This window comes from Variibacter gotjawalensis (genome assembly GCF_002355335.1).
Lineage (GTDB): Bacteria > Pseudomonadota > Alphaproteobacteria > Rhizobiales > Xanthobacteraceae > Variibacter > Variibacter gotjawalensis.
The window spans coordinates 529,656-555,523 of the sequence record NZ_AP014946.1 but is presented as its reverse complement, the minus strand read 5'-3'; the positions used below and the strand labels follow the sequence as shown (position 1 = coordinate 555,523).

The 25,868-nt window shown below is 63.4% G+C and carries 28 protein-coding genes and 1 tRNA gene; 17 read left to right on the top strand and 12 right to left on the bottom strand.

Annotation, left to right across the window (positions count from 1 at the left end):
- Positions 1-18: 18 nt before the first annotated feature.
- The 3 genes from GJW30_RS02700 to GJW30_RS02690 all read left to right on the top strand — a co-directional run bounded on the left by GJW30_RS02700 (position 19) and on the right by GJW30_RS02690 (position 2,579).
- The gene (locus GJW30_RS02700) at positions 19-666 is read left to right on the top strand and encodes a DNA-3-methyladenine glycosylase family protein (RefSeq protein WP_096351311.1); all 648 of its coding nucleotides are present in this window, start codon (positions 19-21) and stop codon (positions 664-666) included.
- Between the two features lie 294 nt (positions 667-960).
- Positions 961-1,833 carry a DUF2855 family protein gene (locus GJW30_RS02695; RefSeq protein WP_245408633.1) on the top strand — a complete coding sequence of 291 codons (873 nt, stop codon included), beginning with the start codon at positions 961-963 and terminating at the stop codon, positions 1,831-1,833.
- A gap of 188 nt (positions 1,834-2,021) precedes the next feature.
- A complete protein-coding gene (locus GJW30_RS02690; RefSeq protein WP_096351308.1) occupies positions 2,022-2,579 on the top strand; it encodes an HNH endonuclease in 558 nt (185 codons plus the stop codon).
- Positions 2,580-2,680: 101 nt separating this feature from the next.
- On the opposite strand, the gene GJW30_RS02685 is transcribed toward GJW30_RS02690, so the two are convergent.
- Entirely contained in the window at positions 2,681-3,226 is a 546-nt protein-coding gene (locus tag GJW30_RS02685; RefSeq protein WP_096358620.1) for a disulfide bond formation protein B, read from the bottom strand.
- 132 nt (positions 3,227-3,358) lie between these two features.
- On the opposite strand from GJW30_RS02685, the gene GJW30_RS02680 reads away from it, so the two are divergent.
- A tRNA-Leu gene (locus GJW30_RS02680) sits at positions 3,359-3,443 on the top strand.
- A gap of 8 nt (positions 3,444-3,451) precedes the next feature.
- Here GJW30_RS02680 and GJW30_RS02675 read toward each other — a convergent pair.
- Entirely contained in the window at positions 3,452-4,522 is a 1,071-nt protein-coding gene (locus GJW30_RS02675) for a glycerol dehydrogenase (protein WP_096351305.1), read from the bottom strand.
- A gap of 107 nt (positions 4,523-4,629) precedes the next feature.
- Between GJW30_RS02675 and GJW30_RS02670 the strand changes: the two genes are divergently transcribed.
- Together GJW30_RS02670 and GJW30_RS02665 are read left to right on the top strand one after the other, a co-directional pair.
- Positions 4,630-5,985, top strand: a complete 1,356-nt coding sequence (locus GJW30_RS02670) for a methyl-accepting chemotaxis protein (RefSeq protein ID WP_096351302.1) — start codon at positions 4,630-4,632, stop codon at positions 5,983-5,985.
- On the top strand, positions 5,985-7,340 hold the full coding sequence (locus tag GJW30_RS02665) for a methyl-accepting chemotaxis protein (protein ID WP_096351299.1): 1,356 nt from the start codon (positions 5,985-5,987) through the stop codon (positions 7,338-7,340). The genes GJW30_RS02670 and GJW30_RS02665 overlap by 1 nt, the downstream gene beginning before the upstream one ends.
- Positions 7,341-7,343: 3 nt before the next feature.
- Here GJW30_RS02665 and GJW30_RS02660 read toward each other — a convergent pair whose 3' ends face one another.
- Positions 7,344-8,687, bottom strand: coding sequence for an NAD(P)H-dependent oxidoreductase (locus tag GJW30_RS02660; protein ID WP_096351297.1), 1,344 nt, complete (start codon positions 8,685-8,687; stop codon positions 7,344-7,346).
- An 18-nt stretch (positions 8,688-8,705) separates the two neighbouring features.
- Entirely contained in the window at positions 8,706-9,740 is a 1,035-nt protein-coding gene (locus tag GJW30_RS02655; RefSeq protein WP_096351294.1) for an L-idonate 5-dehydrogenase, read from the bottom strand.
- 90 nt (positions 9,741-9,830) lie between these two features.
- Between GJW30_RS02655 and GJW30_RS02650 the strand changes: the two genes are divergently transcribed.
- Complete coding sequence (locus tag GJW30_RS02650) at positions 9,831-10,598, top strand: SDR family oxidoreductase (protein ID WP_096351291.1); 768 nt, start codon at positions 9,831-9,833, stop codon at positions 10,596-10,598.
- A gap of 45 nt (positions 10,599-10,643) precedes the next feature.
- Complete coding sequence (locus GJW30_RS02645; protein ID WP_096358619.1) at positions 10,644-11,324, top strand: DJ-1/PfpI family protein; 681 nt, start codon at positions 10,644-10,646, stop codon at positions 11,322-11,324.
- Here the strand turns inward: GJW30_RS02645 and GJW30_RS02640 are convergent.
- Entirely contained in the window at positions 11,275-12,465 is a 1,191-nt protein-coding gene (locus GJW30_RS02640) for an acyltransferase family protein (RefSeq protein WP_096351288.1), read from the bottom strand. The genes GJW30_RS02645 and GJW30_RS02640 overlap by 50 nt on opposite strands.
- A gap of 17 nt (positions 12,466-12,482) precedes the next feature.
- Between GJW30_RS02640 and GJW30_RS02635 the strand changes: the two genes are divergently transcribed.
- Entirely contained in the window at positions 12,483-13,448 is a 966-nt protein-coding gene (locus GJW30_RS02635) for a LytTR family DNA-binding domain-containing protein (RefSeq protein ID WP_096351285.1), read from the top strand.
- A gap of 174 nt (positions 13,449-13,622) precedes the next feature.
- On the opposite strand, the gene GJW30_RS02630 is transcribed toward GJW30_RS02635, so the two are convergent.
- The 4 genes from GJW30_RS02630 to GJW30_RS02615 form a co-directional block, all read right to left on the bottom strand.
- Complete coding sequence (locus tag GJW30_RS02630; RefSeq protein ID WP_096351282.1) at positions 13,623-14,204, bottom strand: YqaA family protein; 582 nt, start codon at positions 14,202-14,204, stop codon at positions 13,623-13,625.
- An 84-nt stretch (positions 14,205-14,288) separates the two neighbouring features.
- Entirely contained in the window at positions 14,289-14,669 is a 381-nt protein-coding gene (gene hisE, locus GJW30_RS02625) for a phosphoribosyl-ATP diphosphatase (protein WP_096351280.1), read from the bottom strand.
- A gap of 62 nt (positions 14,670-14,731) precedes the next feature.
- Positions 14,732-15,697 (bottom strand): NmrA family NAD(P)-binding protein, encoded by a 966-nt coding sequence (locus GJW30_RS02620; RefSeq protein ID WP_096351278.1) that lies wholly within the window; start codon positions 15,695-15,697, stop codon positions 14,732-14,734.
- A gap of 194 nt (positions 15,698-15,891) precedes the next feature.
- Positions 15,892-17,046, bottom strand: coding sequence for a trans-sulfuration enzyme family protein (locus tag GJW30_RS02615; RefSeq protein WP_096351276.1), 1,155 nt, complete (start codon positions 17,044-17,046; stop codon positions 15,892-15,894).
- Positions 17,047-17,111: 65 nt separating this feature from the next.
- Here GJW30_RS02615 and GJW30_RS02610 point away from each other — a divergent pair, with 65 nt between their 5' ends.
- From GJW30_RS02610 to GJW30_RS02575, 8 genes are all read left to right on the top strand, one after another.
- A complete protein-coding gene (locus GJW30_RS02610; RefSeq protein ID WP_096351274.1) occupies positions 17,112-17,612 on the top strand; it encodes a TspO/MBR family protein in 501 nt (166 codons plus the stop codon).
- A 13-nt stretch (positions 17,613-17,625) separates the two neighbouring features.
- A complete protein-coding gene (locus tag GJW30_RS02605; protein WP_096351271.1) occupies positions 17,626-17,820 on the top strand; it encodes a twin transmembrane helix small protein in 195 nt (64 codons plus the stop codon).
- 15 nt (positions 17,821-17,835) lie between these two features.
- On the top strand, positions 17,836-18,426 hold the full coding sequence (locus GJW30_RS02600) for a cob(I)yrinic acid a,c-diamide adenosyltransferase (RefSeq protein WP_096351268.1): 591 nt from the start codon (positions 17,836-17,838) through the stop codon (positions 18,424-18,426).
- A 2-nt stretch (positions 18,427-18,428) separates the two neighbouring features.
- Positions 18,429-19,025, top strand: a complete 597-nt coding sequence (locus GJW30_RS02595) for a hypothetical protein (protein WP_096351265.1) — start codon at positions 18,429-18,431, stop codon at positions 19,023-19,025.
- A gap of 212 nt (positions 19,026-19,237) precedes the next feature.
- On the top strand, positions 19,238-19,987 hold the full coding sequence (locus tag GJW30_RS02590; protein WP_096351262.1) for an electron transfer flavoprotein subunit beta/FixA family protein: 750 nt from the start codon (positions 19,238-19,240) through the stop codon (positions 19,985-19,987).
- On the top strand, positions 19,987-20,928 hold the full coding sequence (locus GJW30_RS02585; protein WP_096351259.1) for an electron transfer flavoprotein subunit alpha/FixB family protein: 942 nt from the start codon (positions 19,987-19,989) through the stop codon (positions 20,926-20,928). Before GJW30_RS02590 ends, GJW30_RS02585 begins: the two co-directional genes overlap by 1 nt.
- Positions 20,929-20,995: 67 nt before the next feature.
- Positions 20,996-21,874 carry a 3-hydroxybutyryl-CoA dehydrogenase gene (locus GJW30_RS02580; protein ID WP_096351256.1) on the top strand — a complete coding sequence of 293 codons (879 nt, stop codon included), beginning with the start codon at positions 20,996-20,998 and terminating at the stop codon, positions 21,872-21,874.
- A gap of 43 nt (positions 21,875-21,917) precedes the next feature.
- Positions 21,918-22,949: an alpha/beta hydrolase family protein gene (locus GJW30_RS02575; RefSeq protein WP_197703763.1), complete on the top strand. Its 1,032-nt coding sequence runs from the start codon at positions 21,918-21,920 to the stop codon at positions 22,947-22,949.
- On the opposite strand, the gene GJW30_RS02570 is transcribed toward GJW30_RS02575, so the two are convergent.
- The 3 genes from GJW30_RS02570 to tlpA form a co-directional block, all read right to left on the bottom strand.
- A complete protein-coding gene (locus GJW30_RS02570) occupies positions 22,950-23,876 on the bottom strand; it encodes a DMT family transporter (RefSeq protein ID WP_245408632.1) in 927 nt (308 codons plus the stop codon).
- A 292-nt stretch (positions 23,877-24,168) separates the two neighbouring features.
- The gene (locus GJW30_RS02565) at positions 24,169-25,065 is read right to left on the bottom strand and encodes a calcium-binding protein (protein ID WP_096351253.1); all 897 of its coding nucleotides are present in this window, start codon (positions 25,063-25,065) and stop codon (positions 24,169-24,171) included.
- A 99-nt stretch (positions 25,066-25,164) separates the two neighbouring features.
- Positions 25,165-25,827, bottom strand: coding sequence for a thiol:disulfide interchange protein TlpA (gene tlpA, locus GJW30_RS02560; RefSeq protein ID WP_096351251.1), 663 nt, complete (start codon positions 25,825-25,827; stop codon positions 25,165-25,167).
- Between the last annotated feature and the right edge of the window lie 41 nt (positions 25,828-25,868).

Genomic DNA, 25,868 nt, shown 5'->3' with positions numbered 1-25,868 from the left:
ATAGACACTTTCGAACCCATGTCGGCAAACCTCATCCATTCCGAAGCAGACCTGCAGACCGGCCTTGCGGTGCTGCTCGCCAACGACCCGCGGCTTGCGGGCGTGGTTGAGGTCGCGGGCGCGATTCCGTTAAGGCGGCGCGAGGGCGGGATCGAGGGCTTGCTGCGCATCGTGATGGGGCAGCAAGTCTCAACCGCGAGCGCGGAAGCGATCTGGCTGCGTTTGCGTGCGGCGTATGAGCCGTTCGATCACACCAAGCTGCTGCGCGCGCGCGTCGATAAGCTGCAGCGCGTCGGGCTATCGGGCGCGAAGATCAAGACGCTGCGCGCCGTCGCGCGTGCGGTGGCGGACGGGGTGATCGACTTCGAGCGCCTCGCCAGCATCCCGGCCGACGAGGCGCATGCGATCATGACGTCCGTGCACGGGATCGGGCCATGGACGACGGACCTGTATCTGCTGACGTGCCTCGGACATGGTGATGCCTGGCCGGCCGGCGATCTCGCGCTGCAGGAGGCTGCGCGGCTCGCCTTCGATCTTCCGGCGCGGCCGACCGCGAAAGATTTCACCGCGATGGCGGAGATTTGGCGGCCGTGGCGCGCGGTCGCGGCGCGGCTGTTGTGGTCGTACTATCGTGTGGTGAAGAAGCGCGAGCCGGTACCGATCTGATTTCGCTCCGCGAACGACACGATGTTGCATCGTCGTGCGGTCATCAGGCAGTCATGAGCCGGCGTCTAAGCCAACGGAGCCAATAAGCTAGAGGATGCGTATGCAGACCGTTCTTGAAGTGAACCGCAACGACATCCGCGAGCCGCGCATCGTCACGCGGCCGCTGCCGGAGCTGCATGACGACGAAATTTTGTTGCGCGTCGATCACTTCGCGCTGACGACCAACAACATTACGTACGCGGCGTTCGGCGACGAGTTGCGATATTCTTCCCGACTGAGGCTCCGTGGGGCGTCGTGCCGGTGTGGGGCTTTGCCGATGTCGTCGAGACGCGGCATCCGGAGATCGCGAAGGGCGAACGGCTTTACGGGTACTTTCCGATGGCGACGCATCTCGTCATGCGTGCCGGAAAAGTGACGCCCGGTACGCTCAACGACGTGTCGGAGCATCGCGCGCAGCTGCCGCCGGCTTACAATCGCTACACGCGCACGAAGGGTGATCCCGCTTACGTCGCGGCGTGGGAAGATTACGATGCGGCGCTACGGCCGCTGTTCATCCTGTCGTTTCTCGTCGACGACTGGCTCGCCGAGGAGGCTTTCTTCGGCGCGCGGCAAGTCATCATCACGAGCGCATCGAGCAAGACAGCGCTGGGCATCGCTCACCTGCTGCACCAGCGGCGCGATATCGAAGTGGTCGGTCTAACCTCGGCCGGCAACGTCGATTTCGTCGAGGGTCTGCGCAGCTATACGAAGGTCGTCCGCTACGATGATATCGCGTCGCTCTCGCCGGACGTGCCGAGCGTGCTGCTCGACATTGCAGGCAATCGCAAACTCCGGCGTTCGCTGCACGAACACTTCGGCGATGCGCTGAAGTTTTCCTCCGCGATCGGGACGACGCACGCGAAGGAGATCGGCGATGGCCCGATGCCGGGGCCGAAGCCGGTGTTCTTCTTTGCGCCCGATCGCATCCGCGTCCGCTACAAGGACTGGGGCGCCGAAGGCTTCGCGCAGCGTTTCGGCGAGGCGTGGCAGGGTTTCGTCGGCTCGACCGAAAAGTGGATGTCCTTCGTGCGCGGCAAGGGCCCTGAAGCGGTCGAGGCGGCCTATCGGGACATCGCGGCCGGCAAGCTGAAGCCGAGCGAAGCGCACATGCTGTCGCTCTGGCGTTAAGCCGATTCGCCCGGCCGTTTGGCAGGGCTGCCGCAAAAAAGGTTGGAATTGCCATATTTAGCGCCCTTCACAAGGGCGTCACGCTGCTAGTAGACTGTGCTTCGCAGTAGCTGTCGTGCGAGCAGCTGTGGTGGCGGTTCCGGCTCACCCTGGAAGCGCTTCTTCTGAGGCTCCAGGACTCGACGCCCTTGAACGCACACGTTCCGCAAGGTGGTTGGCCGGCTCTCGTACTCAACGCGGACTTCCGGCCGCTGAGCTACTATCCTCTCTCGCTGTGGGGTTGGCAGGACGCCATCAAGGCTGTCTTCCTCGAGCGCGTGAATATCGTCGCCTATTACGACAAGGCCGTGCACTCGCCGACATTCGAGATGCAGCTGCCGAGTGTTGTCTCGCTTAAGACATTTGTGAAGCCGACGACGCATCCGGCCTTTACGCGGTTCAACGTCTTCCTGCGCGATCGCTTCTGCTGCCAGTATTGCGGCGCGCGCGACGAACTGACATTCGATCATCTGATCCCGCGCTCGCTCGGCGGCCAGACGACGTGGGACAACGTCGTTGCAGCATGCTCGCCGTGCAATCTGCGCAAAGGCAGCTTCACGATGCAGCAAGCCAGGATGTTCCCGGCGCAAATGCCGTATCAGCCGAGCGTCACGCACCTGCATCGCAACGGCCGGCTATTTCCTCCCAACTATCTGCACGAAAGTTGGATGGATTATCTCTACTGGGACACGGAGCTGGAACCTTAAAGTTTCCTGTAGCCCGGATCAGCAGCGGCGAAGCCGCCGCGATATCCGGGAGCTGCAATCCCGCATCTCGCGCCGCAGGCGGCGCTCATGCGGGCTACGGTTCAGACTTTGCCGCTTTGCTTGAAGCCGACCAGTGCGACGATCGCCAGCGCGAGCGAGATCAACACGTTGTAGCCGGCAAGCGAAAGGCCGATCAGCGGGTCGCGCCAGGCGGCTTCGTCGCAGCGGACGACGCGCGTTTCCTGCATGCGCTTCAAGAGGCCCCCCGCGGCGCCGCCGGGCGAGAAGCCGGCGCCCGCGCAATCGGTCGGGCCTTCCCACCATTTCCACTCGACGCCGGCGTGATAGAGGCCGAGGCCGGCACCGACCAGCATTGCGAGCACGATGATGACCAGGCCGGCGCGCAGCATCGCGCGCGGGGCGTTGGCTTTCGCGCCGAGCGCGACGACGAAAGCGAGCGGAATCGCGACGTAGTAGGGCCAGCGCTGCTGCAGGCAGAGGGGGCAGGGCGCCAGGCCGAGGCCGTATTGGAAGTACCACGCGCCGCCGATCGTGACGGTGCCGACGGCCGCGATCAGCAGAGTCGCGCCTAAGATTGCGTTGGTAGCGATGATATCGCGGCGGGTGGCGGTCGTCGGTTGCAGCATGGCGGGCTTATAGCGGCGCTTGATACCGGCGGATATAGGGCGGCGGCGCCTCGGCTCGCGCCGAACAATCACATTGACGCGAGAGATGCTCTGTCTTAAGTCCCCGCTCGCTCGGCCCTATACGGGCCGCGAGCCCCTGTGGCGGAATTGGTAGACGCGCTCGACTCAAAATCGAGTTCCGCAAGGAGTGCTGGTTCGATTCCGGCCAGGGGCACCACTTTTCCTCTAGTTCATCGCCTCCAAGGTCCGCATCGCGGCGACGAGGCGGGCGTGGTCGACCGGCTTTTCGATCTGGCGGATGAACGGCGCTTCCGCCATCGAGCGCGCTGCGATCGTTTCCATCGCGGGCGAGACGTCGCCGATGACCCCGAGATCGCCGAGGCGCACCGGCAGTTTGATCCGCGAGCAGAAGTCGCGGACGTCGCGGATGAAATCTGTGGGCTGCTCCTCGAGAACGAGTTGGACGAGCACGCCGTAAGCGACCTGTCCGCCGTGCAATTGACGCGCGATGGACGGCACGTGGCCGAAGCCGCGCGTCAGCGAATGGGCAATCGATAGTCCACCATTCTCGAAGCCGAGCCCGCTCATTAGGATCGTTGCTTCGATCACGCTTTCGACGGCAGGTGATGTGCGCTTCGCCGCGACGTCGGCGAGCGCCGTCTCGCCGTGCTCGCGGATGATCGCGTAGCAGCGCTCCGTGATCGCCAGCGCGACCTCGGGCGGGCGCGCGCCATAAAAATTCAAGCCGCCGGTCGCGTAGCATTGCGCGCCCTCGAATTTCTTCGTCAACGCATCGCCGATCCCGGCAGCGAAGAAGCGCGGCGGCGCCTGCACGATCACGTCGGTGTCGACAACGACGGCATTCGGGTTGTCGTGCATGCGGCGCACTTCGGCATGTGCATGTCCCGCCGTGTAAATGACGGCGAGGCGGCTGGTCGGCGCGTCTGTCGAGGCGATCGTCGGCACGACGATGAGTTTGCCGCCGCGCGCAATGATGACGCCCTTCGCGGTATCGATCGCCTTGCCGCCGCCCATGCCGATGATGACGTCCGCGTCGCCGGCTTGCGCAGTCATCCGGTCGATCTCTGCGGCCGTGCACTCGCCGCCGAATTCCGCGAAGGTGACGTCGGCGTCATTGAGGATGTCGCGGAGGCGTGCGCTGAGAAGATCCGTGACGATCCGGTCCGCGATGACGAGGACGCGGCGCCCCATTTGCGGCAGCAAGCCCGCGATCTCGGCGAGTGCACCCGGCCCCTGGATGTAACGCGGCGGAGCGCCGAACGCGCGCAGTTTCATCTTTGGTTTCCCCCTCGTAACGGGCCACGCTCAGCGTGCGCCAATGTCTTAACGACACCTTAACTGCGGCTCGCTATAGCTTGTCAAAGCCGAGTGCACCACATCGCATGCCGTTCGATAGCGAAGACGAGGTCCTGCACCAATTCCGGCGTCGCATCGAACTTTTCAAGGTCGACGCGCGGGCGGAAAGCTTTTGCCGTACGCTTGTGCCGGCTGTCGACCGGCATATCGAGCCGATCGTGAACGGATTTTGCGATCGCGCGTTCGTGCATTTTCCCGAAATCGCCGACGCTACATCGACGCTGCGCCAGGATTTCGTGTCGCTGACGCGGCAGCACTATGCGCTGCTGTTCGCCGGCGAATGGGACCATCGCTTCGCGCGTTCGATGCTGCGGCTCTCGGCGCTCGAAGCCAAGGCCGATATCGGCGTGCGGTTGCGGGGTGTTGCGTCACTCGACCTTGCTACGAGCCTTTTTCCCGATTTCGGCAAGCAAGAGCGCTTCGCCGGATGGCGAGCGGCAGAAGCCTGCAGCGCGATGCAGCGCCTCCTGCATGCCGATTTGATTGTCGCGATGCATGTCGAGAGTTCGCTTTTTGCGGCGTTGGCAGAGAAACGGACCGAGAGCGTCGAAACCTTGCTCTCAGAGTTTCGTGAATCGATGCGTGAGATGCGCGTCGGCACCGAAGAGAAATCTCGCACGATGATCAGCGCTGCGGCCACCACACAGTCGATTGCGGCGCGAGCGAAGGACGAGGCGAAGCGCACCGAGCAAGCCTGGGCCGTGAACGACCGCCGCATTCGGACGACCGCAGGCAGCGCCGAGGACTTTTCGTCAGCCATCGCCGACATCCGCCAACACAGCCAGCAGAGCCTCGACATGGCGGCGCTGGCAACGCGCGATGCGACGTCGACCGGCACCGCAATGGCGGCGCTGCAGGAAGCAGCGACGAAAATCGGATCGATCGTGGATGTGATTTCGGAGATTGCCGCGCAGACGAATCTGCTCGCTCTCAACGCGACCATCGAAGCCGCGCGCGCAGGCGAGGCGGGACGTGGCTTTGCTGTGGTTGCGGCGGAAGTGAAAAACTTATCCTCGGCGACGAGCCGCGCGACCGGCGCCATCGCGGAGCAGGTTGCTCAGGTGCAAGACGCGACACAGGATTGCGTCGGCCGTATTCAGTCGATCAGCCGCACGATCTCCGAACTCGACTCGATCGCGGAAGAGATTTCGCGCGCGGTCAGCGCGCAGTCGAATGTCGCGCACGGCATTTCGACGACTGCTGCGTCGGCAGCCGTCGATGCTGCGGCCGTGCTCGAAAGCGCGCAAGCCGTGGTGCATGCGATGGACGGAACGAACGCGGCAGCGCAAGAAGCCGAAACAGCGGCGCAGTCACTGGCAACGCTCGCGGCCGGCATCGATCAGCGCGTCGATGCGCTGCTCAATCAGATCAGAGTCGCGTGATGATGCAGCGCCCCCAAGCGACGACGATCGAACAAATCAGAGTGCGTTCGTCGATCTTCGCGCTCGACGAGGATGCGCAAGCCATCTGCCGCGCCTTGCGGCCGGACGTGGAAGAACTGATCGGCCAGGTGATCCAGGAGACGGTCGGCCGTGGCCGCGCGCTGATGCCCGATGTCTGGGTGAAGCTCGGCGATGAATACGCCTCGCTCGCTGCTATGCAGCAACGGCATTTCTCGTTGTTGTTCGCTTGCGAATGGAGCGAGGATTATGCGCGCTCGATGGAGCGCACCATGGCGGCGGAGCGGGCGATCCTCTCCGGCTCGCGCATGCATGTGATTCTGGGCTACGAACTGTCTCTGCATCTGTTCGCAACGATCGGCAAACGGCGTTGGTATTCGGGCGTGCGCGCTGCGAAAGCTTGCGCGGCCGTGCAGCGTTTGATCGCGATCGATGGACTGGTTGCGATCTCGCTCGAGCAGCAGGCGATGCGCGCGGCGGCCCGGGTTCGGCAGAATGCCGTGGAGGCTGCGACCGAGGAATGTCAGCGCGGCATGCAGGAGATGCGCGGCGCGCTCGAGCAGACGTCGCGCACGGTGTCTCGATCGGCGTCAGCGACGCAGGATCTAGCCACTAGCGCGAAAGACAAGGCGGCGCGGACCGAAACGGCCTGGCGTGTCAGCGATCAGCATATCCGCTCGACCGCGGACGGCGCTGAAGTCTTGTCGGGCTCGATCCGAGCGATCCACGAGCAATCGCGCTTCAGCCGAGAAGTCGCGGCGGTCGCGGCAGCGGATGTTGTTGCGGCAGATCGATCGATGCAGGCCCTGGTGGGCGCGACGGAGAAGATCGGCTCTATCGTCGATTTCATCTCACAAATCGCGTCGCAAACGAACCTGCTGGCGCTCAATGCGACAATCGAAGCGGCGCGGGCTGGCGATTCCGGCAAGGGATTTTCGGTCGTTGCATCTGAAGTGAAGAGCCTGTCGGCGGCCACGAGCCGCGCCACCGGCGAGATAGCACGCCAGATCGCGCAAGTGCAGAGCGCGACTCGCGAATGCGTCGACAAGATCGGATCGATCACGCGCACGATCGGGCAGATCGCCGATATCGCGGAGACCATGGCCGACAAGGTGATGCGTCAGTCCGACGTCACGCAGGTGATTGCGGATGGCGCATCCGATGCAGCCGCGAGCACGAATGTCGTGCTCGACGGTGCGAAGGCGGTTGCTGCCGCGATGGACGAGACCGGTGCGGCAGCCAGCGAAGCCGATGTCGCCGCGCAATCGTTGGCGGAACTTGCCGCCAACATCGATGCGAAGGTCAGCTCGCTCCTCGCGAAGTTGCGCGCGGCGTAAAAGTCAGCGCGGCCGGAAAACCTCTTCCATCTCGCGGCGGAAACGCACCGCCATGTCGTTGGCGTCGTATTCGACGTCGGTCCATTTGAGCTCTTCGCCCTCGACGACATCGCGCTTGAGCTTGACGTTGTGCGCGAGGCCGAGCGGCAGCAAGCCGCCGTCGAGCGAACGCTGCGCGCTCGCCTGCTTGCCCCACACACAATAACCGCCCTCGCCGTCGAGGAATTCGCCGGCTTTCAGCGCGCGCTTCGTGGTCGCGACGACGTCGGAGCGGAAGCCGGTGGCGACGCCGGTCGGCTCTTTGCGCAGCGCCGCCGAGGCAACCGAAACGCCGAGTTCAAGCCCGATCATGTGCACGGGGCGATAGAGCGCGGCGAAGCGTCCGCTCTGATCCGGAAGCAGATGATACTCCGAGAAGCAGCGGCGGGCGTATTCGGTTTCGCCTTCGAACACGACGTAAGTGCCCATCGCGAGGTGATGCGGCACGTCCTTTCCGTCGCGCGTAACTGACGAGACGACTTCGGTGACGCCTTCGCGCTCGAGCGTGCCACCGTCGCTTTTTGGTTTGCAGATGTCGGCGAGTTCGAAGCGCGATGCCGGCGGGAAGGCAAGGCCGCCGGATTGCGGCGAGAGGCCGGTCGCGTTGCACACGGCCGTCATCTCGATGCCCGACTTGGTGCCGTCGATGAAGGAGTTGAACATCTTCGGATTGATCGAATTGCGGTCTGTGATTTTGAGATACTTGTCGAGAATGTCCCACACGGTCGAGGGATTCGACGCGTGATAGTGCGGCTCGTAGCGTGTGCCTTTGCCGGCGGAGATCACTTTGAAGCCGCAAGTGCGCGCCCAATCGATATGCTCGCAGATGAGCGCCGGCTGATCGCCCCACGCCATGCTGTAGACGACACCCGCGGCCTGTGCGCGCTGTGCCAGCAGCGGGCCCGCGAGCGCGTCGGCTTCGACGTTGACCATGACGACGTGCTTGCCGTTGCGAAAAGCATCGAGCGCATGCGCGATGCCGGCGCTCGGCACGCCGGTCGCCTCGACGATGACCTCGACGCGCGGATCGGCAATCAGTGCCGCCGCATTGTCGGAGACGAACGTCTTGCGCTGCGCGATCGCGTCATCGAGCGAGGTCACGTCATACTGTGCGTTCGGCCAGCCGGCGCCGCGCAACTGCGCATGCGCGCGCTCGACGTTGAGGTCCGCGATGCCGACGACGTGGATGCCTTTGGTCAATCGCGCTTGCGAGAGGAACATCGTGCCGAATTTGCCGGCGCCGATAAGGCCGACCGTAACCGGGCGACCGGCGCTCTCGCGCGCCATGAGGAGATGACTGAGATTCATTCTTGTTTTCCTTGCGTGTCAGGCGTTGAAAGCGATCTGCGCCTTCATGGCTTGGCTGCGATCGTTGGCGATACGGAATGCATCTTCGGCGCGGTCGAGCGGCACCGTGTGCGTGATGAGCGGTTTCACGTCGATGAGGCCTTGCTGCATCATGCGGACCGCGACAGCGAATTCCTCGTGGAAGCGGAACGAGCCGCGCAGCTCGATCTCTCTTGCGGTGATCTGTTGCATCGGCACCGTCATGTCGCCGCCGATGCCGAGCTGGACGATGACGGCGCGCGGGCGTAGCGCGGGGACTGCGGCGGCGAGCGCGGGAGCTGCACCCGAGCACTCGAACAGAACGCCGAAGCTTCCTTTGTTGGCCGCATAAGGCGTCAGCGCATCCGGCTGCGTCTTCATGTTCAGCGCATGATTGGCGCCGACCTTGCGGGCGAGCGTGAGCGGGAAGTCCGCCAGATCGGTGGCGACGATTTCGGCGGCGCCGGCGCGACGCGCCGAGAGAATTGCGAGCACGCCGATCGGGCCGGAGCCGGTCACCAGCACGCGCTTGCCGACAAGCGATCCGGCCAACCGCGTCGCATGAAGCACGACGGCGAGCGGTTCGGCCATTGCGGCCTCGCCGGCGGACAATCCGTCGGCCGGAACGCATTGCGGCGCATCGGCGATCAGCACTTCGCGGAAAGCGCCCTGGACGTGCGGGAACGGCAGTGCCGAACCGTAGAAGCGCATGTTGAGACAATGGATGCGCAGGCCCTCGGCGCAATACTGGCAATGTCCACATGGGCGCGACGGCGAGACCGCGACGAGCTGGCCGACCTTCAGGTTCGCGACATTGGCGCCGAGCTTGGTGATGCGGCCGGAGACTTCGTGGCCGAGTATCATCGGCTCACGCAGTTTGATCGTGCCGATGGCGCCGTGATTGTAATAATGCAGGTCAGAGCCGCAGACGCCGCCCATCGCCATCGCGATCTCGACCTGGTCGGCGCCGAGCGCTTCCGGCTCGCGCTCCTCGATCCGCAAATCCTTCGCCTTGTGAATGACAATCGATCGCACCGGCGTCTTCTCCCGCGGCCCTGTTGTTGCGAGCCTCCCCGATACCTCCTACAGACGAGAGCAGGTCGCAAGAAAAAACCGGAGGAACGCGTGGCGAACGCATCGCAGCTATTCGATCTCAGCGGCAAGACCGCATTGGTGACCGGTTCCTCGCAAGGGATCGGGCTTGCGCTGGCGAAGGGGCTGGCCGACGCGGGGGCCGCCGTTATCGTCAACGGGCGCGATGCCGGTAAGGTCGAGGTGGCAGCGAAAGAGCTGAAGGGCGCGAAAGTGTATCGGCTTGCGTTCGACGTTGCGGACTATGCGGCCGCGAAAGCCGCGGTCGATGGGTTCGAGGCGAGCCAAGGGCCGATCGATATCCTGGTCAACAATGCGGGCATCCAGATCCGCGGGCCGCTCGACGAGTTTGCGACGGAGGATTTCGAGCGGATTTTGCGAACCAACATTTCGAGCGTTTTCAATGTCGGGCAGGCGGTGGCGCGCCACATGATTAAGCGGCAGGCCGGTAAGATCATCAACATCGCGTCGGTGAATTCGATGCTAGCGCGGCCGACGATCGCGCCTTACACGGCGACGAAGGGCGCGGTCGCCAATCTGACCAAAGGGATGGCGACGGATTGGGCGAAGCACGGCCTCAACGTCAACGCGATTGCGCCGGGATATTTCGCGACGCCGCTGAACAAAGCGCTGATCGACAATCCGGAGTTCAACACCTGGGTCGAAAAGCGCACGCCGGCCGGACGCTGGGGCGAGCTGCACGAACTTGCAGGCGCTTGCGTATTCCTCGCATCGGCAGCGTCGAGTTTCGTCAACGGCCACGTGCTCTATGTCGACGGTGGGATGACGGCGTCGGTTTGAGTGCGATAGGTTCGCGCAAAGTTCTGAACAAATATGGAGGTCGCTATGGCGCCGTTGAAGATCGGTTTCGTCGTTTTCCCGAAGATCACGCAGCTCGACATGACAGGGCCGCTGCAAGTGTTCGCGTCTCTGCCAGAGCGAGAGTTGCATCTCGTATGGAAAAATAAGGAGCCGGTCGTTAGCGATTCGGTTTTGGCGATTCCGCCGACGACCACATACGACGAATGTCCGCAGCTTGACGTCATCTGTGTGCCGGGTGGTTCGGGCGCCGACGATCTGCTCAACGACGAAGAGACGCTCGCGTTTCTGCGGCGGCAGGCGCCGGGCGCGCGTTACGTCACGTCGGTCTGCACGGGTTCGCTCGTGCTCGCCGCAGCCGGATTGCTGAAGGGGTATCGCGCGGCGACGCATTGGACCGCGCGGGATAATCTCGCGTCTTTCGGCGTCGAGGTGTCGACCGAGCGGGTTTGCGTCGACCGCAATCGCGTCACGGGCGGCGGGGTCACGGCGGGCATCGACTTCGCGTTGATGCTGGTGTCGCTGATTTACGATCGCGCGACGGCGGAAGCCATACAGCTGCGCATCGAATACAATCCGGCGCCGCCGTTCGACGCCGGATCGCCGGATCGCGCACCTGCGGCTGTGGTCGCAGGATTTCGCGAGAGAGCCGCACCGTTCAAGGCGCGGCGCAATGCGCTGGTCGCGGAGGCTGTGGCGAAGCTTTAGCAGCAGCCGATCGCCGCAGTCCGAACGGTGCACGCAGCAGCGGGACGCGGCGAACGATTTCGTACGTGATGGCGCAGCAAAACGCGGTGCCGATGACGATCGCGGCGAATTCCGTGAACGCCGGCAGCGCGAAGGGCTTCAGCCACACCGCGAGTGCGATCAGCGCGGTTTGATGCACGATGTAATATGGGAAGATCGCGTCGGTGAGATAGCGGCGCACCGGGCCATCGCTGCGGCCGAGGTAGCGACGGCCGAAGCCGAGAATCGTGAGTGTCGCGGTCCATTCGTTGATGCCGTAAGTGAAAGCGCCGAGCGTCGGAAAGCCTTTGCCGCGCAGCGCGATGAAGGCGACATAGCTCGCGACCGCAAGGCTCAGCGCCGGCCAACGCAGGCGTTCGATGATGTCCAAGGCGCGATCCGAGCGCGCGATGACGAAGCCGATTGCGAACATCGTGAAATAAAGCGCGTGGCCATACGGATCGTCGAATAGCGCGCGCGTCATCGGGTATTGCGAGAGCGTCAGGCGGTACGCGATGAGGAGCGCAATCGGGACGACGATGAGCCGCAACGGTGTGACATGCCGGTCTGCGAGGCCCTCGATGGCGTTCAGCCCGCGAGGCGATAGTGCAACAACGGCCGCGACCAGCGTGTAGACCCAGAGATAAACGACGAACCACAGATGGTTCCAGGTCGGCAGGATGAGGCCGGTCTTAACGCCGGAGGGCGTCCGGTACATGTGCATCCAGCCAAGGTAGTCGTGGAGATAGAAGTCGAGGAAGCTGCCCGTGAAGCCGTATTTGGCCGCGACCTCGAAGTAGCTCTGCGGCGGCACGATCACCAGCATGCCGAACAACAGCGGTATCAAAAGGCGGGCGGAGCGCTGGCGGGCGAAGCCGCCGGCCGTAACCTTCTGCAGCATGAAGCGGCTGGCAACGCCCGAGATGAGGAACAACAGCCCGAGCCGCCACGGATTGACCGCCAGCATCAGCGGTTCGAGGGCGGGGCCCGCGTGGACGCTCTTCACGTGGAAGGTCCAGGGTACGTAGAGCATCCCGACGTGGTAGAGGATGAGCAGGCCGAAGGCGGCGATGCGGAGCCAGTCCAAATCGATGCGGCGTTCGGCGATTTGATCGGTTTTCATTGTGGTTCTCTTGGCGCATGTCCCGAATTGATGCCGAAACGAAGCCAGATGGGAGCGAATCCGTCGATCCGGCACGGGGCGAAGCTGCCGCGCGCGGTGACGGAAAGGCAGGCGCTGGGACGAATGAACGGCTTTCCGGGACGAATTTCGGACGCGAATCGGACGAACGGCGCCGTGTTTCGCTGATCTACGGCGCGATCGCGCTGATCACCTTCGCGGTAACGACGATGAACGCGCTGTCGCAGCAGGCCGACATCGCGCGCTTCTCCGGCCGGACGATCGAAGCGTGGAAGCCGTTCGTCTGGGAATGGACGAGCGGGCTGACGATCGTCGCGCTGGCGCCGCTGGTCCGGCGTCTCGTGCTATGGACGCTCGCGAACCGGCCGCTCGTGCTGAAGATCGCGGCGCATGTTGTTGGGGCAGCCGGATTTCTGTTCGCGCATATCGCCGGGTTGGTCGTGCTGCGAAAAGCGATCTACGCGATGGCGAGCGCCGAGCCGTATGTCTATGCGTTCAGCACGAGCAACATTCTCTACGAGGCTCGAAAGGATGCGATCCTCTACGCGCTGCTCGCCGTCGTCTTTTATGCGGCGCGCCGGTTGGGGCTGGATCAACCATCGAAAATCGTCGCGGTCGCGCAAGGCGATCAAATTCCCCGTGAGCTCTGGTTACGCGACGGCAGTACGAATGTGCGCGTCGATCCCGCGGACATCGTCTCCGTCGCGTCGGCCGGCAACTACATCGAATACGGCATGGCGGATGGTGCGAAGCATCTCATTCGCGGCACTTTGCAGGCCGAAGAGGAGCGCCTTGCGCGGTTCGGCCTCGTGCGGGTTCACCGCACGCGGCTTGTCAACGCGAAGCGGTTGCGCCGCGTGACGACGCTTAGCTCAGGCGGCTTCGAGGCCGAGATGGATACGGGCGAGATTATTGCCGGTAGCCGCAGTTACCGCGATCGGGTGAGTGTGCTTGTTACGCGTTGAGCCCGAACGTTCGATCGTGGTCATCCCGGCAGAGCGGGCGCGGAGCGCCGTGAGGGCCGGGATCCATAACCCCTGCGCTGCATTGGGTGAAACGGAGTATCGATTCCGGGCTCGCGATTGCGCTGCGCGCTTCGCGAGCTTTGCGCAACGCGCCCCGGAATGACCAGCTTCGAGTTAAGCCAGCCACCACACGACAAGCGCGCCACCGATAAGACCGGCCGCGAACAATCCGGCCCACAGGCCGAGCCGTTTCTCGATGATCTCGCGCGCCGCCGGACCGTAGCGGTGCAGCAGGAATGCGAGGATGAAGAACCGTGCGCCGCGCGTGATGACCGAAAAGAGAATGAACAGCGGCAGGCTGTACCCCGCGAAGCCGGACGTGATCGTCACCAGCTTGTACGGGATCGGCGTCAGGCCCTTGAGCAGGATGATCCAGGCGCCCCATTGCGCATAGGCGGCGCGAAATTCTTCCGCGCGAGATCCGTAGCCATACGCCTTGATCACCAGCGCGCCGACCGAGTCGTACAGCAAGAGACCGATGAAATAGCCCAAGATCCCGCCAAGCACCGACGCAATCGTGCAATAGGTCGCGTAGACATAGGCGCGATCCGGACGCGCCAGCGCCATCGGCACCAGCATCGCGTCAGGCGGTATCGGGAAGAACGAGCTCTCGGCAAACGACACGCCGGCGAGCGCCCATTTGGCGTTCGGCTTCTCGGCAAGGCCGATGCACCAATCATAAAGTCGCTTGATCATTCAGACTCCCGAATCCGTCGGGAGCCTTATAGCGGCTTTTCGTTCCGCGAATATTGCTGCGGCGATAAAGCGCGCGCTCTCGAATTATCGCTTGCGGATGCGCCGCGTTTCGAGCGCAACGACCTTACCGCGCTTCTCGGTCTCAGGCTGCGGTTGCTTCGGCAGCTTCTCGGCGAGACCCATCAGGCGCTCGCGCCGTGCCATCTCGCGCCACACTTCCTGCGGCTTGATGCCAACGGCGACCCAAAGCACGACGAGATTGTAGATGAGATCGGCGCTTTCAAGGACGACGGCGTCTTTGTGGCCGTCGACCGCATCGATGACGACTTCGACGGCTTCTTCGGCCAGCTTTTTGGCGGCTTTGGCGCGTCCCTGGCGCAGCAGCCGCGCGGTGCGCGACGACTCTGGGTCTGCAGTCCGGGCGGCGAGAACGGCCGCATGCAGGCGATCGACCGAATCAGTCATGCTTTCAGAATAGACTTTTTTACCAGCCAAGGGTTAACTTCCTAAAATAAGCAACTTTGGGGTTAATCAGCCGTCGACGCCGGAGCAATATTTCCGGTGGTTCGTCGTAATGCGAGATCATCCAACGCCTGGGTGACGGCGTGATGAAACTCGGTCTCAGGAATATCGCCGATCGCGGCTTGAAGCTTTGTGCCGTCGATACGATTGGGTCGTTTCCACAAATGCGAAACCTCGACGATCTCGCGCCAGTTGGCGATGAACGGGCTGCCGAGCCACAGCATGAACCACGGGAAGGATCGCCGCTTGAGGCCCTTCTGCATAGCGGCGCGGATCGCCGCCAAGAGTTCGAAGCCGCTCGCCGGGTGGCCGGGGAAACCGAATACGGCGTGCTGTTCGAGCGTGTCGCGCTTCTCGGCGAGTTTGACGAATGTCTCGGCGAGGTCGGGCAAGTAGGCCCAGGCATGCGGGACGAGCAACGGTCCCGGATAACGCACCACGCCGAGATCGACATCGCGCGCGATGACGAGATCGAACCACGATCCGAAATTCGTGCCGCCGAAGAAATCTCCGGCGCGCAACGTGATCGTGCGCGCACTCGACACGGCGATTTTTTGTTCGACGGCGAGGCGGAGTTTTCCCTTGCGGCTCTGCGGATGCATCGGCGTCGTCTCGTCGATCTCCGGCGGCATATCCTTGCCGTAGACGAAGAGATTGCCCGGCAGCATCAGCGTCGCGCCGGTCGCTTCGGCGGCCGCGATCGCGACAGCATTCTGCGGCAGAATTTTTGCGGGCCATTGTCCGAACGGAAAGTTGACGGCGTTGAGAATGACGCTCGCACCCTTCGCGGCCGCGAGGACGTCTTCATCATCGAGTGCGTCGCCTTGGATCACGGTCGTGCCTTCGGCCGCGCGCATGTCCGCGCCGGCCCGGACAAAGCTGATGACGTCCCAACCGGCGTCGCGAAATGCTTTCGCGCAAGCTTTGCCGAGGCGGCCGGCGGCGCCGAGGATGAGGATTTTTTCTGTCAACGTTCGACTCTCTAAAGCTTGTTTGGAATTGCGGCGGACTTTTTAGAATCCAGGCGCAATCAAGACGCCGTCATTGCGAGGAGGCGCGGAGCGCCGACGCGGCAATCGAGTTCTTTTTCCCAAAGGTTCTGGATTGCTTCGTCGCGGTTGGCACCGCTCCTCGCAATGACGACGGTAGGGCATTGATTTTATCGTCACGCGTTAGCGCCGCGCAGCGCGCGGTCGAGATCGTTGAAGAGATCGTCAGCGTCTTCGAGGCCGGCCGACAAGCGCAGCAGATCGGGCGGGCACGGCGAGCCGGCGCCTTCGATTGATGCGCGATGTTCGATCAAGCTCTCGACGCCGCCGAGCGAGGTTGCGCGCTTCCACACTTCGACGCGCGCGGCCGCATCGATCGCGGCCGCTTCGCCGGCCTTGACGCGCACCGACAGCATGCCGCCGAAGCCGCCCTGCATCTGCTTCACGGCAATCGCGTGATCCGGGTGGCTGGCGAGTCCAGGATAGAGGACTTCGGCGATTAGCGGATGCTTGGCAAAACGCGCCGCAAGATCGGCAGCTGTTTCGCACGCTGCGCGCACGCGAACGTCGAGCGTGCGCAAGCCGCGCAGCAACAACCACGCTTCGAACGGCCCGAGGATCGCGCCATGACGTGCGCGCACGTTGCGGATCGATTGCCAGAGCGGATCGTCGGCGCGCGCGGTGGCGAGCGCGCCCGCGATGATGTCGGAATGTCCGTTGAGGTACTTCGTCGCCGAATGCATCACGATGTCGGCTCCGTGTTCGATCGGCCGCGTCAGCAGCGGCGTTGCGGCGGTAGAGTCGATCGCAAGCTTCGCGCCGGCGTCATGCGCGATCTTGGCGACGGCTGCAATATCGGTGATCGTCCACAGCGGATTGCCGGGGGTCTCGATCCAGATCAGCTTCGTCTTGCCGGGCTTGATCGCAGCTTTGATGGCTGCCGTGTCCGTCATGTCGACAGTGTCGACCGTATAGCCGTAACGCGGGGCGTCATTAAGCATCCAGTGGCGGAGCGCCCAGTACATCACCTTCGGCGCGAGGATATGCGCTCCGGCCTCAAGTGCCAGAATCACCGATGTCGCAGCCGCCATGCCGGAGCCGAGCAACAGCGCCTCGGGCGCGCCTTCGAGCGCCGCAATGACACTTTCGGCCTGGCGCACCGTCGCGTTATCGGGACGGCCGTAGATGTAGCCGGTGCGATACTGATTGTCCGGATCGCGCAGGAATGTCGACGCGACATGCACGGGCGGCACGATCGCGTGCGTTTCGGGGTCGATTGCGCCCATGGCCTGAGCGGCAAGGGTTCGGGGCTTTAGCGGCGGTTTGGCCATATGATACTCGGGATCGGAACTGCAGGTTGTGGCGTTGTAGCACCGGATCCGCAGAGGTGAACCCCATGACGATGACGCACGACAATCCCTCACCGCGCCGCTGGGGCATTCTGATTCTGCTGCTGGCGGTGGTTTTCGCCGTTTCGGCGGCCGGATCGTGGGTCACGCTGCCGAAAATCTCGACGTGGTACGCCGGGTTGACCAAGCCGAGCTTTAATCCGCCGTCCTGGGTTTTCGGGCCGGTTTGGACCACGCTCTACGCCATGATGGCGGTCGCCGCCTGGCGCGTCTGGATCGCGGATCGCGCCGACGGCGCGGAGCGCCAGATGGCGCTGGCGTTCTTCTGGCTGCAACTCCTGCTCAATGCGATCTGGTCGCCGGTGTTCTTCGGGCTGGAGCGGCCGGGCCTTGCGCTGATCGTCATCGTGGTGATGTGGCTCGCGGTCGCAGCGACGACCGTGCGGTTTTTCCGCATCGATCGTGTAGCCGGATGGCTTTTCGTGCCTTATCTGTGCTGGGTGAGCTTCGCGACGGTGTTGAACGCCGCGATCTTTAGGCTCAACTGAATTCGGAGTTTCCGTGGCGTCAGCAATGCAGCAGTTTCTCGTGCCGATCGCGATCGGCGCGGTGGCGGTGGTTCTCCTGCTCGGCCTGTTCAACATGGCGCGGGGCGGATCGCCGAACACGTCGCAGAACTTGATGCGCTGGCGTGTTATCCTGCAGTTCATCGCCCTGGTCATCATCATGGCGACGCTGTTCGTGATGGGACGTTAGCGGAGCAACGTAGACGTGGTCGTTCTCAATAAAATCTACACACGCACCGGCGATCAAGGCACGACAGCTCTCGGCACCGGCGAGCGTCGCAAGAAATATGATCTGCGCATCGAGGCATATGGCACGCTCGACGAACTCAACGCGGTGCTTGGCATCGTGCGTCTGCACACGGCGAGCGACAAAGCCTTCGATGCCGGGCTTGGGCGCATTCAGAACGATCTCTTCGATGTCGAGGCGGACCTCTGCATGCCGGACGACGGAAAGTCCGCCGGCAAAGGCCCCGCCGGACAGCGGCTCACGGTGACCGATGCGCAGGTCGCGTGGCTCGAGGGCGAAATCGACCGGCTCAACGAGAACCTGCAGCCGCTGCGCTCTTTCATTCTGCCGGGCGGCAGCGAAATCGCAGCTTATTTGCACCTCGCACGCACGGTGTGCCGGCGCGGCGAGCGTGTGATGGTCGAACTCGCCGATAGTCCGGGCGAGCCGGTCACATCTGCTGCGCTCAAATACATCAATCGGCTGTCGGATTATCTCTTCGTCGCCGGCCGCTACGCCAACGACAACGGCGCGCGCGACGTGCTGTGGCAGCCTGGGCAGAACCGATAGTCATGCGCATGCTCGCCGGCGTCGTCATCGCGGTGCTGGCGGGCTCGCCGGCATTCTCCGATCCGCTCAGCGACCTCACGCGCGGTGGGCGCGATGCCTGTTTCCAGCGCGTCTATGATGCGGCGCATCTGGCGAAAAATCCGCGCCAGCAGGTGACGACCATGACGGTCTGGCTGAACGGCAAGACGGGCAGCATGCGCGGCGGCAATATGGGCCTGTCGGTGACGCGGCGGAGCGATCAGGCGCCGCTGTTCCTCTCGGGCGACTGTAGCTGGTCCACTTTCGACAAACCGCCCGAATGGGTTTCGACGTTCCGGAAGCGCGCGGGCGGCGGCTGTGTCACGTCCGCGGTGCCGGATGTTTTTCCGGACGTCAGCAGCGCCGAAGAAGGCGGCGCGATGCTGCTCGATCCGGCACCGGACGGGCGCAGCATGATGGTGCATCTCGACGAAGCGCAGTCGATGGTGACGCGTGCCAAGCGCGGCGATGCGATTTCGCTGAAGTTCGGCAAGGACGACCGCGTGTTTCGTCTGACGGCAACCGATCTTACGGCTTGCGATGCCATTAAGGACGCGGTCTCCACCATGGAGCCGAAGTAATCGCGGATTGCCTTTGCGGATCAGTGCGATGGAACCGGGCGCGCCGCATAATTGTTCCTTGTTCGACCGCGACCGTTCCGCGTAAACTCGGACGGGTAGACAATTCGCCGCGCACGCAACGCGGTAAGTCTTTGCATGCATTGACACTCTAATGTCGCGGCCTTTAGGTTGCGCGGCCTTTTCGCATTGCGTCCGGGGAGAGAATTGAGATCATGAAGGTATTGGTGCCCGTCAAGCGGGTGGTCGACAAGGACATCAAGATCCGCGTCAAAGGCGATGGTTCGGGCGTCGAGCTCGCCAACGTCAAGATGTCGATGAACCCATTCTGTGAGATCGCTGTCGAAGAAGCGATCCGCTTGAAGGAAGCCGGCAAGGCAACCGAAATCATCGTCGTGTCGATCGGTGCGCAGCAGGCGCAAGAGACGATCCGCACAGGTCTCGCCATGGGCGCCGACCGCGGCATCCTGGTCAAGGTCGATGGCGCGGTCGAGCCGCTGACCGTCGCCAAGATCCTGAAGGCCGTGGCGGATGAAGAACAGCCGGGCATCATCATTCTCGGCAAGCAGGCGATCGACGACGACGCCAACCAGACCGGCCAGATGCTGGCGGCTCTGCTCGGCTGGTCGCAGGGCACGTTCGCATCGAAACTCGAAATCGACGGCGACAGCGTGACGGTGACGCGCGAAGTCGACGGCGGTCTGCAGACCGTGAAGCTGAAGGGACCGTCTGTCGTCACGACCGACCTGCGTCTCAACGAGCCGCGCTACGCGTCGCTGCCGAATATCATGAAGGCGAAGAAGAAGCCGATCGCGGACAAGACCGCGGCAGATTACGGCGTCGATCCGGCGCCACGCCTCGAAGTCGTCAAGACGGCCGAGCCGCCGAAGCGTTCGGCTGGCGTCAAGGTCGGGTCCGTGGCCGAACTCGTCGGCAAGCTCAAGAACGAAGCCGGGGTGATCTGATGGCCACGCTGCTGATTGCTGAACACGACAATACGAACGTCAAAGACGCGACCAATAAGGCGATGTCCGCCGCGAAGGATCTCGGCGGCGACGTGCATGTGCTGGTCGCCGGCAAGGGCTGCCGCGCTGCCGCCGAAGCCGCCGCGAAGATCGATGGCGTTGCCAAGGTGCTGATCGCCGACGGCGATGCGTATGATCACGAGCTTGCCGAGCCGATGGCGGCGCTGATCGTCGCGCTCGCGCCGAATTACGACGCGATCGTTTCGCCGGCGACGACGAACGGCAAGAACTTCATGCCGCGCGCAGCCGCACTGCTCGACGTGATGCAGATTTCCGAAATCATTAAGGTCGTCGCGCCGGATACGTTCGAGCGTCCAATTTATGCCGGCAACGCGATCCAGACCGTGAAGTCGAAGGATCCGAAGAAGGTCATCACGGTGCGCACCGCGAGCTTCCAGGCGGCCGGCAACGGCGGCTCGGCCTCGATCGAAGACGCAACCGCCGGCGACAATCCGGGCCTGTCGAGCTTTGTCGGCGAAGAGCTGTCGAAGAGCGATCGTCCGGAGCTCACGTCCGCGAAGATCATCATCTCGGGCGGCCGCGCGATGCAGAACCGCGAGAACTTCACGAAGTATATCGAGCCGGTGGCCGACAAGCTCGGCGCCGCGATGGGCGCTTCGCGCGCCGCGGTCGATGCGGGCTACGCGCCGAACGATTGGCAGGTCGGTCAGACCGGCAAGGTCGTTGCTCCGGAGCTGTATATCGCGGTCGGCATTTCGGGCGCGATCCAGCATCTTGCCGGCATGAAGGACTCCAAGGTGATCGTTGCGATCAACAAGGACGAAGAAGCGCCGATCTTCCAGGTCGCCGATTACGGCCTTGTCGGCGATCTCTATCAGATTATGCCGGAGCTCGACGCCGAGCTCGGTAAGGTCAAGTAACTGACGCGCGCGCCACCACGGCGCGCGTTTTTCTTCGGCGGCGCGTGGCAACACGACCAGGAAACACATGGCTAAGATTAAGAATGTCGGCGTGATCGGTGCGGGCCAGATGGGGATCGGCATCGCGCATGTCTGCGCACTCGCCGGCTTCAACGTGAAGCTCAACGACGTGTCGCTCGAGCGCGTCAATTCGGGTCTGGCGACCATCAACGGCAATATGGCGCGTCAGGTTTCGAAGAACGCCATCAGCGAAGACGAGCGCAAGGGCGCCCTCGGCCGCATCACGGCGGCCGGCATGCTCGAAGATCTCAGCGACAGCGATCTCGTCATCGAGAGCGCGATCGAGAATGAAGAGCTCAAGCGCAAGCTGCTCTCCGATGTTTGCCGCGTGCTCGGTCCGGACGCCGTCGTCGCGACGAATTCATCGTCGATCTCGATCACGCGTCTTGCCTCGGCGACCGATCGCCCTGAGCGCTTCATCGGCATTCACTTCATGAATCCGGTGCCCGTGATGGAGCTGGTCGAAGTCATTCGCGGTATCGCGACGGACGACGCGACGTTCGACACCGCTAAGGGATTCGTCAGCGCGCTGCAGAAGAAGATCGCAGTCGCGGAGGATTTCCCGGCCTTCATCGTCAATCGCATCCTGCTGCCGATGATCAACGAGGCGATCTACACGCTGTATGAAGGCGTCGGTAACGTCGAGGCGATCGACACCGCGATGAAGCTCGGTGCGCATCACCCGATGGGGCCGCTCGAACTCGCCGACTTCATCGGCCTCGATACGTGCCTCTCGATCATGCAGGTGCTGCACGAAGGCCTCGCGGACTCGAAGTATCGCCCGTGTCCGCTGCTGGTGAAGTATGTCGAGGCCGGTTGGCTCGGCAAAAAGGCGCAACGTGGCTTCTACGACTATCGCGGCGAGAAGCCGGTCCCGACGCGGTAGCATTTCTCCTTCAATTTTCGGCCGGCTTTTCGAGGCGGCTTTCATGACAGTTCGTAACCGCAGTTTTTGGCTGCGCGTGTGTTTCGGTGTGCTTGCCGTCCTTCTGGTTCCGCGCGCGGGTTATGCCACGGAGGCAGGCCTTCGTAGTTACACGGTGCCGGTCTCGGCATCGAATCCCGAACCGATTTCCGTCGTGCTCATCTATCCGACGCAAGCGCCCGCGCGCGATATCGCGATGGGCCCTTTCACGCTGCGGGTCGCAATCGGCGCGGCTCCGGACGCGAAGACCAAGGGTCTCATCGTTCTCAGCCACGGCACCGGCGGTTCGGAGCTCGGTCACGGCAGCCTCGCGATTGCGCTCGCGCGCAGCGGCTATCTTGTCGCGGCGCTTCGGCATCCGGGCGACAACTGGCAGGATCGATCCGTATGGCAGCGTTCGGCGGGCGCATTGTTTACCGAGCGGCCGCGTCACATCGCGAATGTCGTCGACGCCTTGCTCAGCGACCCCGAGTGGAAGGCGCGTATCGCGGCTGACGAAAAAGGCCCGCGCGTCGGTGCGCTGGGACACTCCGCAGGCGGCTACACGGTGGTCGCGGCCGCGGGCGGGCGTGTCGACCTCGCACTGATCTCGGCGCATTGCGCGAAGGAGCGCGAGGCCGATCCGATTTTCTGCGGGATGGGCGGCAGCAATGATCCGGCGCGCGCCGTGCCCGTCGTCGAGACGAAGGCTGACCCGCGCGTTCGTGCCGTTGTGGCGATGGCGCCGCTCGGCGTGATGTTCACGGCGGACTCGCTTGCATCAATCAAAGTGCCGACACTGATTTACGCCGCCGAGAAGGATCGCTGGCTGGTGCCGCGCTTCCATGCCGAATGGATCGCGAAGAATATCCAGGGCGTCGCGTTCAAGCCGGTGCCGAATGCGTGGCATTTTGCCTTCATGGATCGGCCGAGTTTTCCGATCCCGTCGCCGGATGGCGATGCAGCGGCCGATCCGCCGGGCTTTGATCGTGCCGCGCTGCTCGCGAACTTGGCCGATGAGATCCCGGCGTTCTTCGACAAGGCGTTCGATAAATAGTCAGGCGGCTGCGGCGTGTTTGCGCCGCGTCAGCCATTGCCACGGCCGGCCGTCGATCGCGGCGAGGCCGAGCGCGATGATCGCCATGCCGGCGAAGTGACGCCATGCGAGTTGTTCGCCAAGCACGAGCGAACCGAGCAGGATCGCGCTGATCGGGATCAGCAACGTCACCAGCATCAGGTTGGTGGCGCCGGCGCGGCGCAGGATACGGAAGAAAATGAGATACGCAGCGGTCGTGCACAGCGCGCCGAGCAAGAACAGAGCGGCGAGCGCCGTGTTCGACGGCAGCGGCAATGTCCACGGACGATCGACGATGACCACGAGCGGCAGCAGCATGATGCTCGCCGATGTCATCTGCCCGGTCGCCGTGATGACGGGCGGGATGTTGTGGAAGCGCCGGCCATAGATGCCGGATATCGCGTAGAAGATTCCAACCAGCAGCATCACGATTTGCGCAACGACATTCTTGCCGAGATCGCCGATGAGGTCGGGGCCGATCATCAGCACGACGCCCGAGAATCCGATGAGCACACCGGCGATGCGGCCCGGCGTGAAGCGTTCGTCGGTGGTGAAAAAATGCGCGATCAGCACGGTGAAGAGCGGCGTCGTCGCGTTGAGGATGGCGGTGAGGCCGCTCGAAATGTATTGCTGGCTCCACAGGATCAGGCTGAACGGGATCACATTGTTGAGGAGGCCCATGCCGGCGAGCGCCAGCCACGCGGCGCGCGTGCGCGGCATCGATTGGCGCATGATCTTTGCGATGAGATAGAGCCAGATCGCGCCGCCGAAGACGCGCGAGAACGCGACCGTGAGTGGCGGCAGTTCGTTGACGGCGAGTTTGTTGAAGAGAAACGATCCGCCCCAGATCACCGACAGCAGAAACAGAAGCGCCCAGTCGGAGCCGGACATCGTGCGGCTTGTCGCCATAGAACCTCGCGGAACAATTGCGCCGCGAGATGACCCGATGTGTGGCTGACACACAACCCGATTTCTGCGGGTCAGCGACGTCCGCGCCTCACGCTACGCCACGAACGCGATGAACGGGCGCGACGTAGCGGAGGCAATCTGCACCGCCTTGCCGCAAAGGGGTCCGTGCGGGACGACACAGCTACGCGAGTTGGTCGCAGCGATGCGCGATGACGTTCAGCGGTGCGACGGAAAGACATGGGCGGGATTGCTTCCGCCCCGGCCGATATTGCCGTGGTCGCTGGCGCAGAGCTCAGATGAACGCGAGGTCTTCGGTGTTGAGGCTGTAGCCGTTGCCGAACTTGGCGATCGCGTGGAAACTTTCCGCATACGTCACGCCATACATCGAAGCAGTATCGATCTCGTAGAGAATGTGCGTATCCGTGTCGAAGAAGAGCTTGTCGCTGAGATTGACGTTGCCTTGAAGGAAGCCGCTGGCCGACAGTTTGCCACGCGCGAGCTCCCCGTCAGTGCCTAGTGCATTGCGCTCCGTGATACCCTGGATCACGAGAAAGTCGCGAGCGTCGAAATCGACGATGAGATCCGTGCCGGTGTCGAGGCCGACAACGAACTGATCGACTCCTGGCTGGGGGTATCGCCCGCCACCGAAGCCGCCGCCGCTGTGGCCGCCGGCGCCGCCGCCGAAGCCGCCTTTTAGTGTGTCGTCGCCGGCGCCGCCGATCAGGATGTCGGAGCCGTAGTCGGAGCCCGTGAGGAAGTCGTTGCCGCGGCCGCCGTCCAGCGTCATGTCGATGCCATGTGCGATCACCACATCCGCAAAGTCGCTACCTGTGATCCGCTCAATATTATTGTAGGTGTCGCCGGCCGCTTCTCCGCCCAGACCTTGTCCACGCACCATGTCGACGATGACACCGGTGGAGGCGCTACCGTAAGTCACGGTATCGAAACCCGAACCGCCGAGGAAAGTGTCGGCGCCTTGACCTCCGACGAAGAAATCATTTCCAGCGCCGCCATCGAGGACATCATCGCCGGCACCGCCGAACAGTCGATCGTTGCCACTGTTACCGCGAATGGTGTCGTTGCCTGCGCCGCCATACAGAACGTCGTTCTGCTCTGTGCCTTCGACCGTGAAGCCGAGGGGGTAGATGATGACGTCGTCGACAAGAAGTTGGTTGACTTTGAGTGCCATTGTTTCTCTCCGTTGTTCCGGCGATCCGGTATGCGGATGAGTAGCTCTCAGGCCGACTTCGTTCTGTGATGGGGATCACAGAAATGCGGGTCCGGAAATTTAGCTGCCGAGCGCGGCGCGGATCAGCTTCAGCGCGTCCTCGCTCGCCCATTCGGCGGGGCCGGCCAGCGAAGCGATCTCGCAGCCCGCTGGATCGATCAGCAGCGTCGTCGGCATGCCGAAGGCTTTGCCGGCCGCTTTCAGGTCCTGAAAGACCTTGGCGGAGGGGTCCGCGTAGTAGGCGAGCTTCTCGATCTTGGTCTCGGTCAGGAAGCGCTTCGGCTTTTCGAGGTCGCGGGTGTCGATGTTGATTGCAACGACCTCGAAATCCTTCGAGCCAAGCTTCGCCTGCAGCTCATCGAGCGCCGGCATTTCCTTGCGGCAAGGGACGCACCAGGTGGCCCACAGGTTGAGTAGCACGGTGCGGCCGCGGAAATCCGCCAACGATTTCTTCTGGCCATCCGGGCTCGCGAAGGTGAGGTCCGGCATCACTTTGGTTTGCGCCGGGATGGCGACGGCAGCCACTTCGCCGCGCGCATGCGGCGCGGCCCGCTTACCGGCGGCGGAAGCGGCCATGCAGACCCCCGCATCGGCCGATTTGCGCGTCATGCCCGCTATCCCGTATACCGCCGCGGCAGCCACGCCCACGGCAAGCACCGCCACCCCCCACAGAATGGGGCGGGACCGGCGCGGAGCGGTCGGGGGCGGGGAAGCTTCAGTCATATCGTTGAAAAGCCTTCGGAATTTCTCTTATGCGAGCCGCG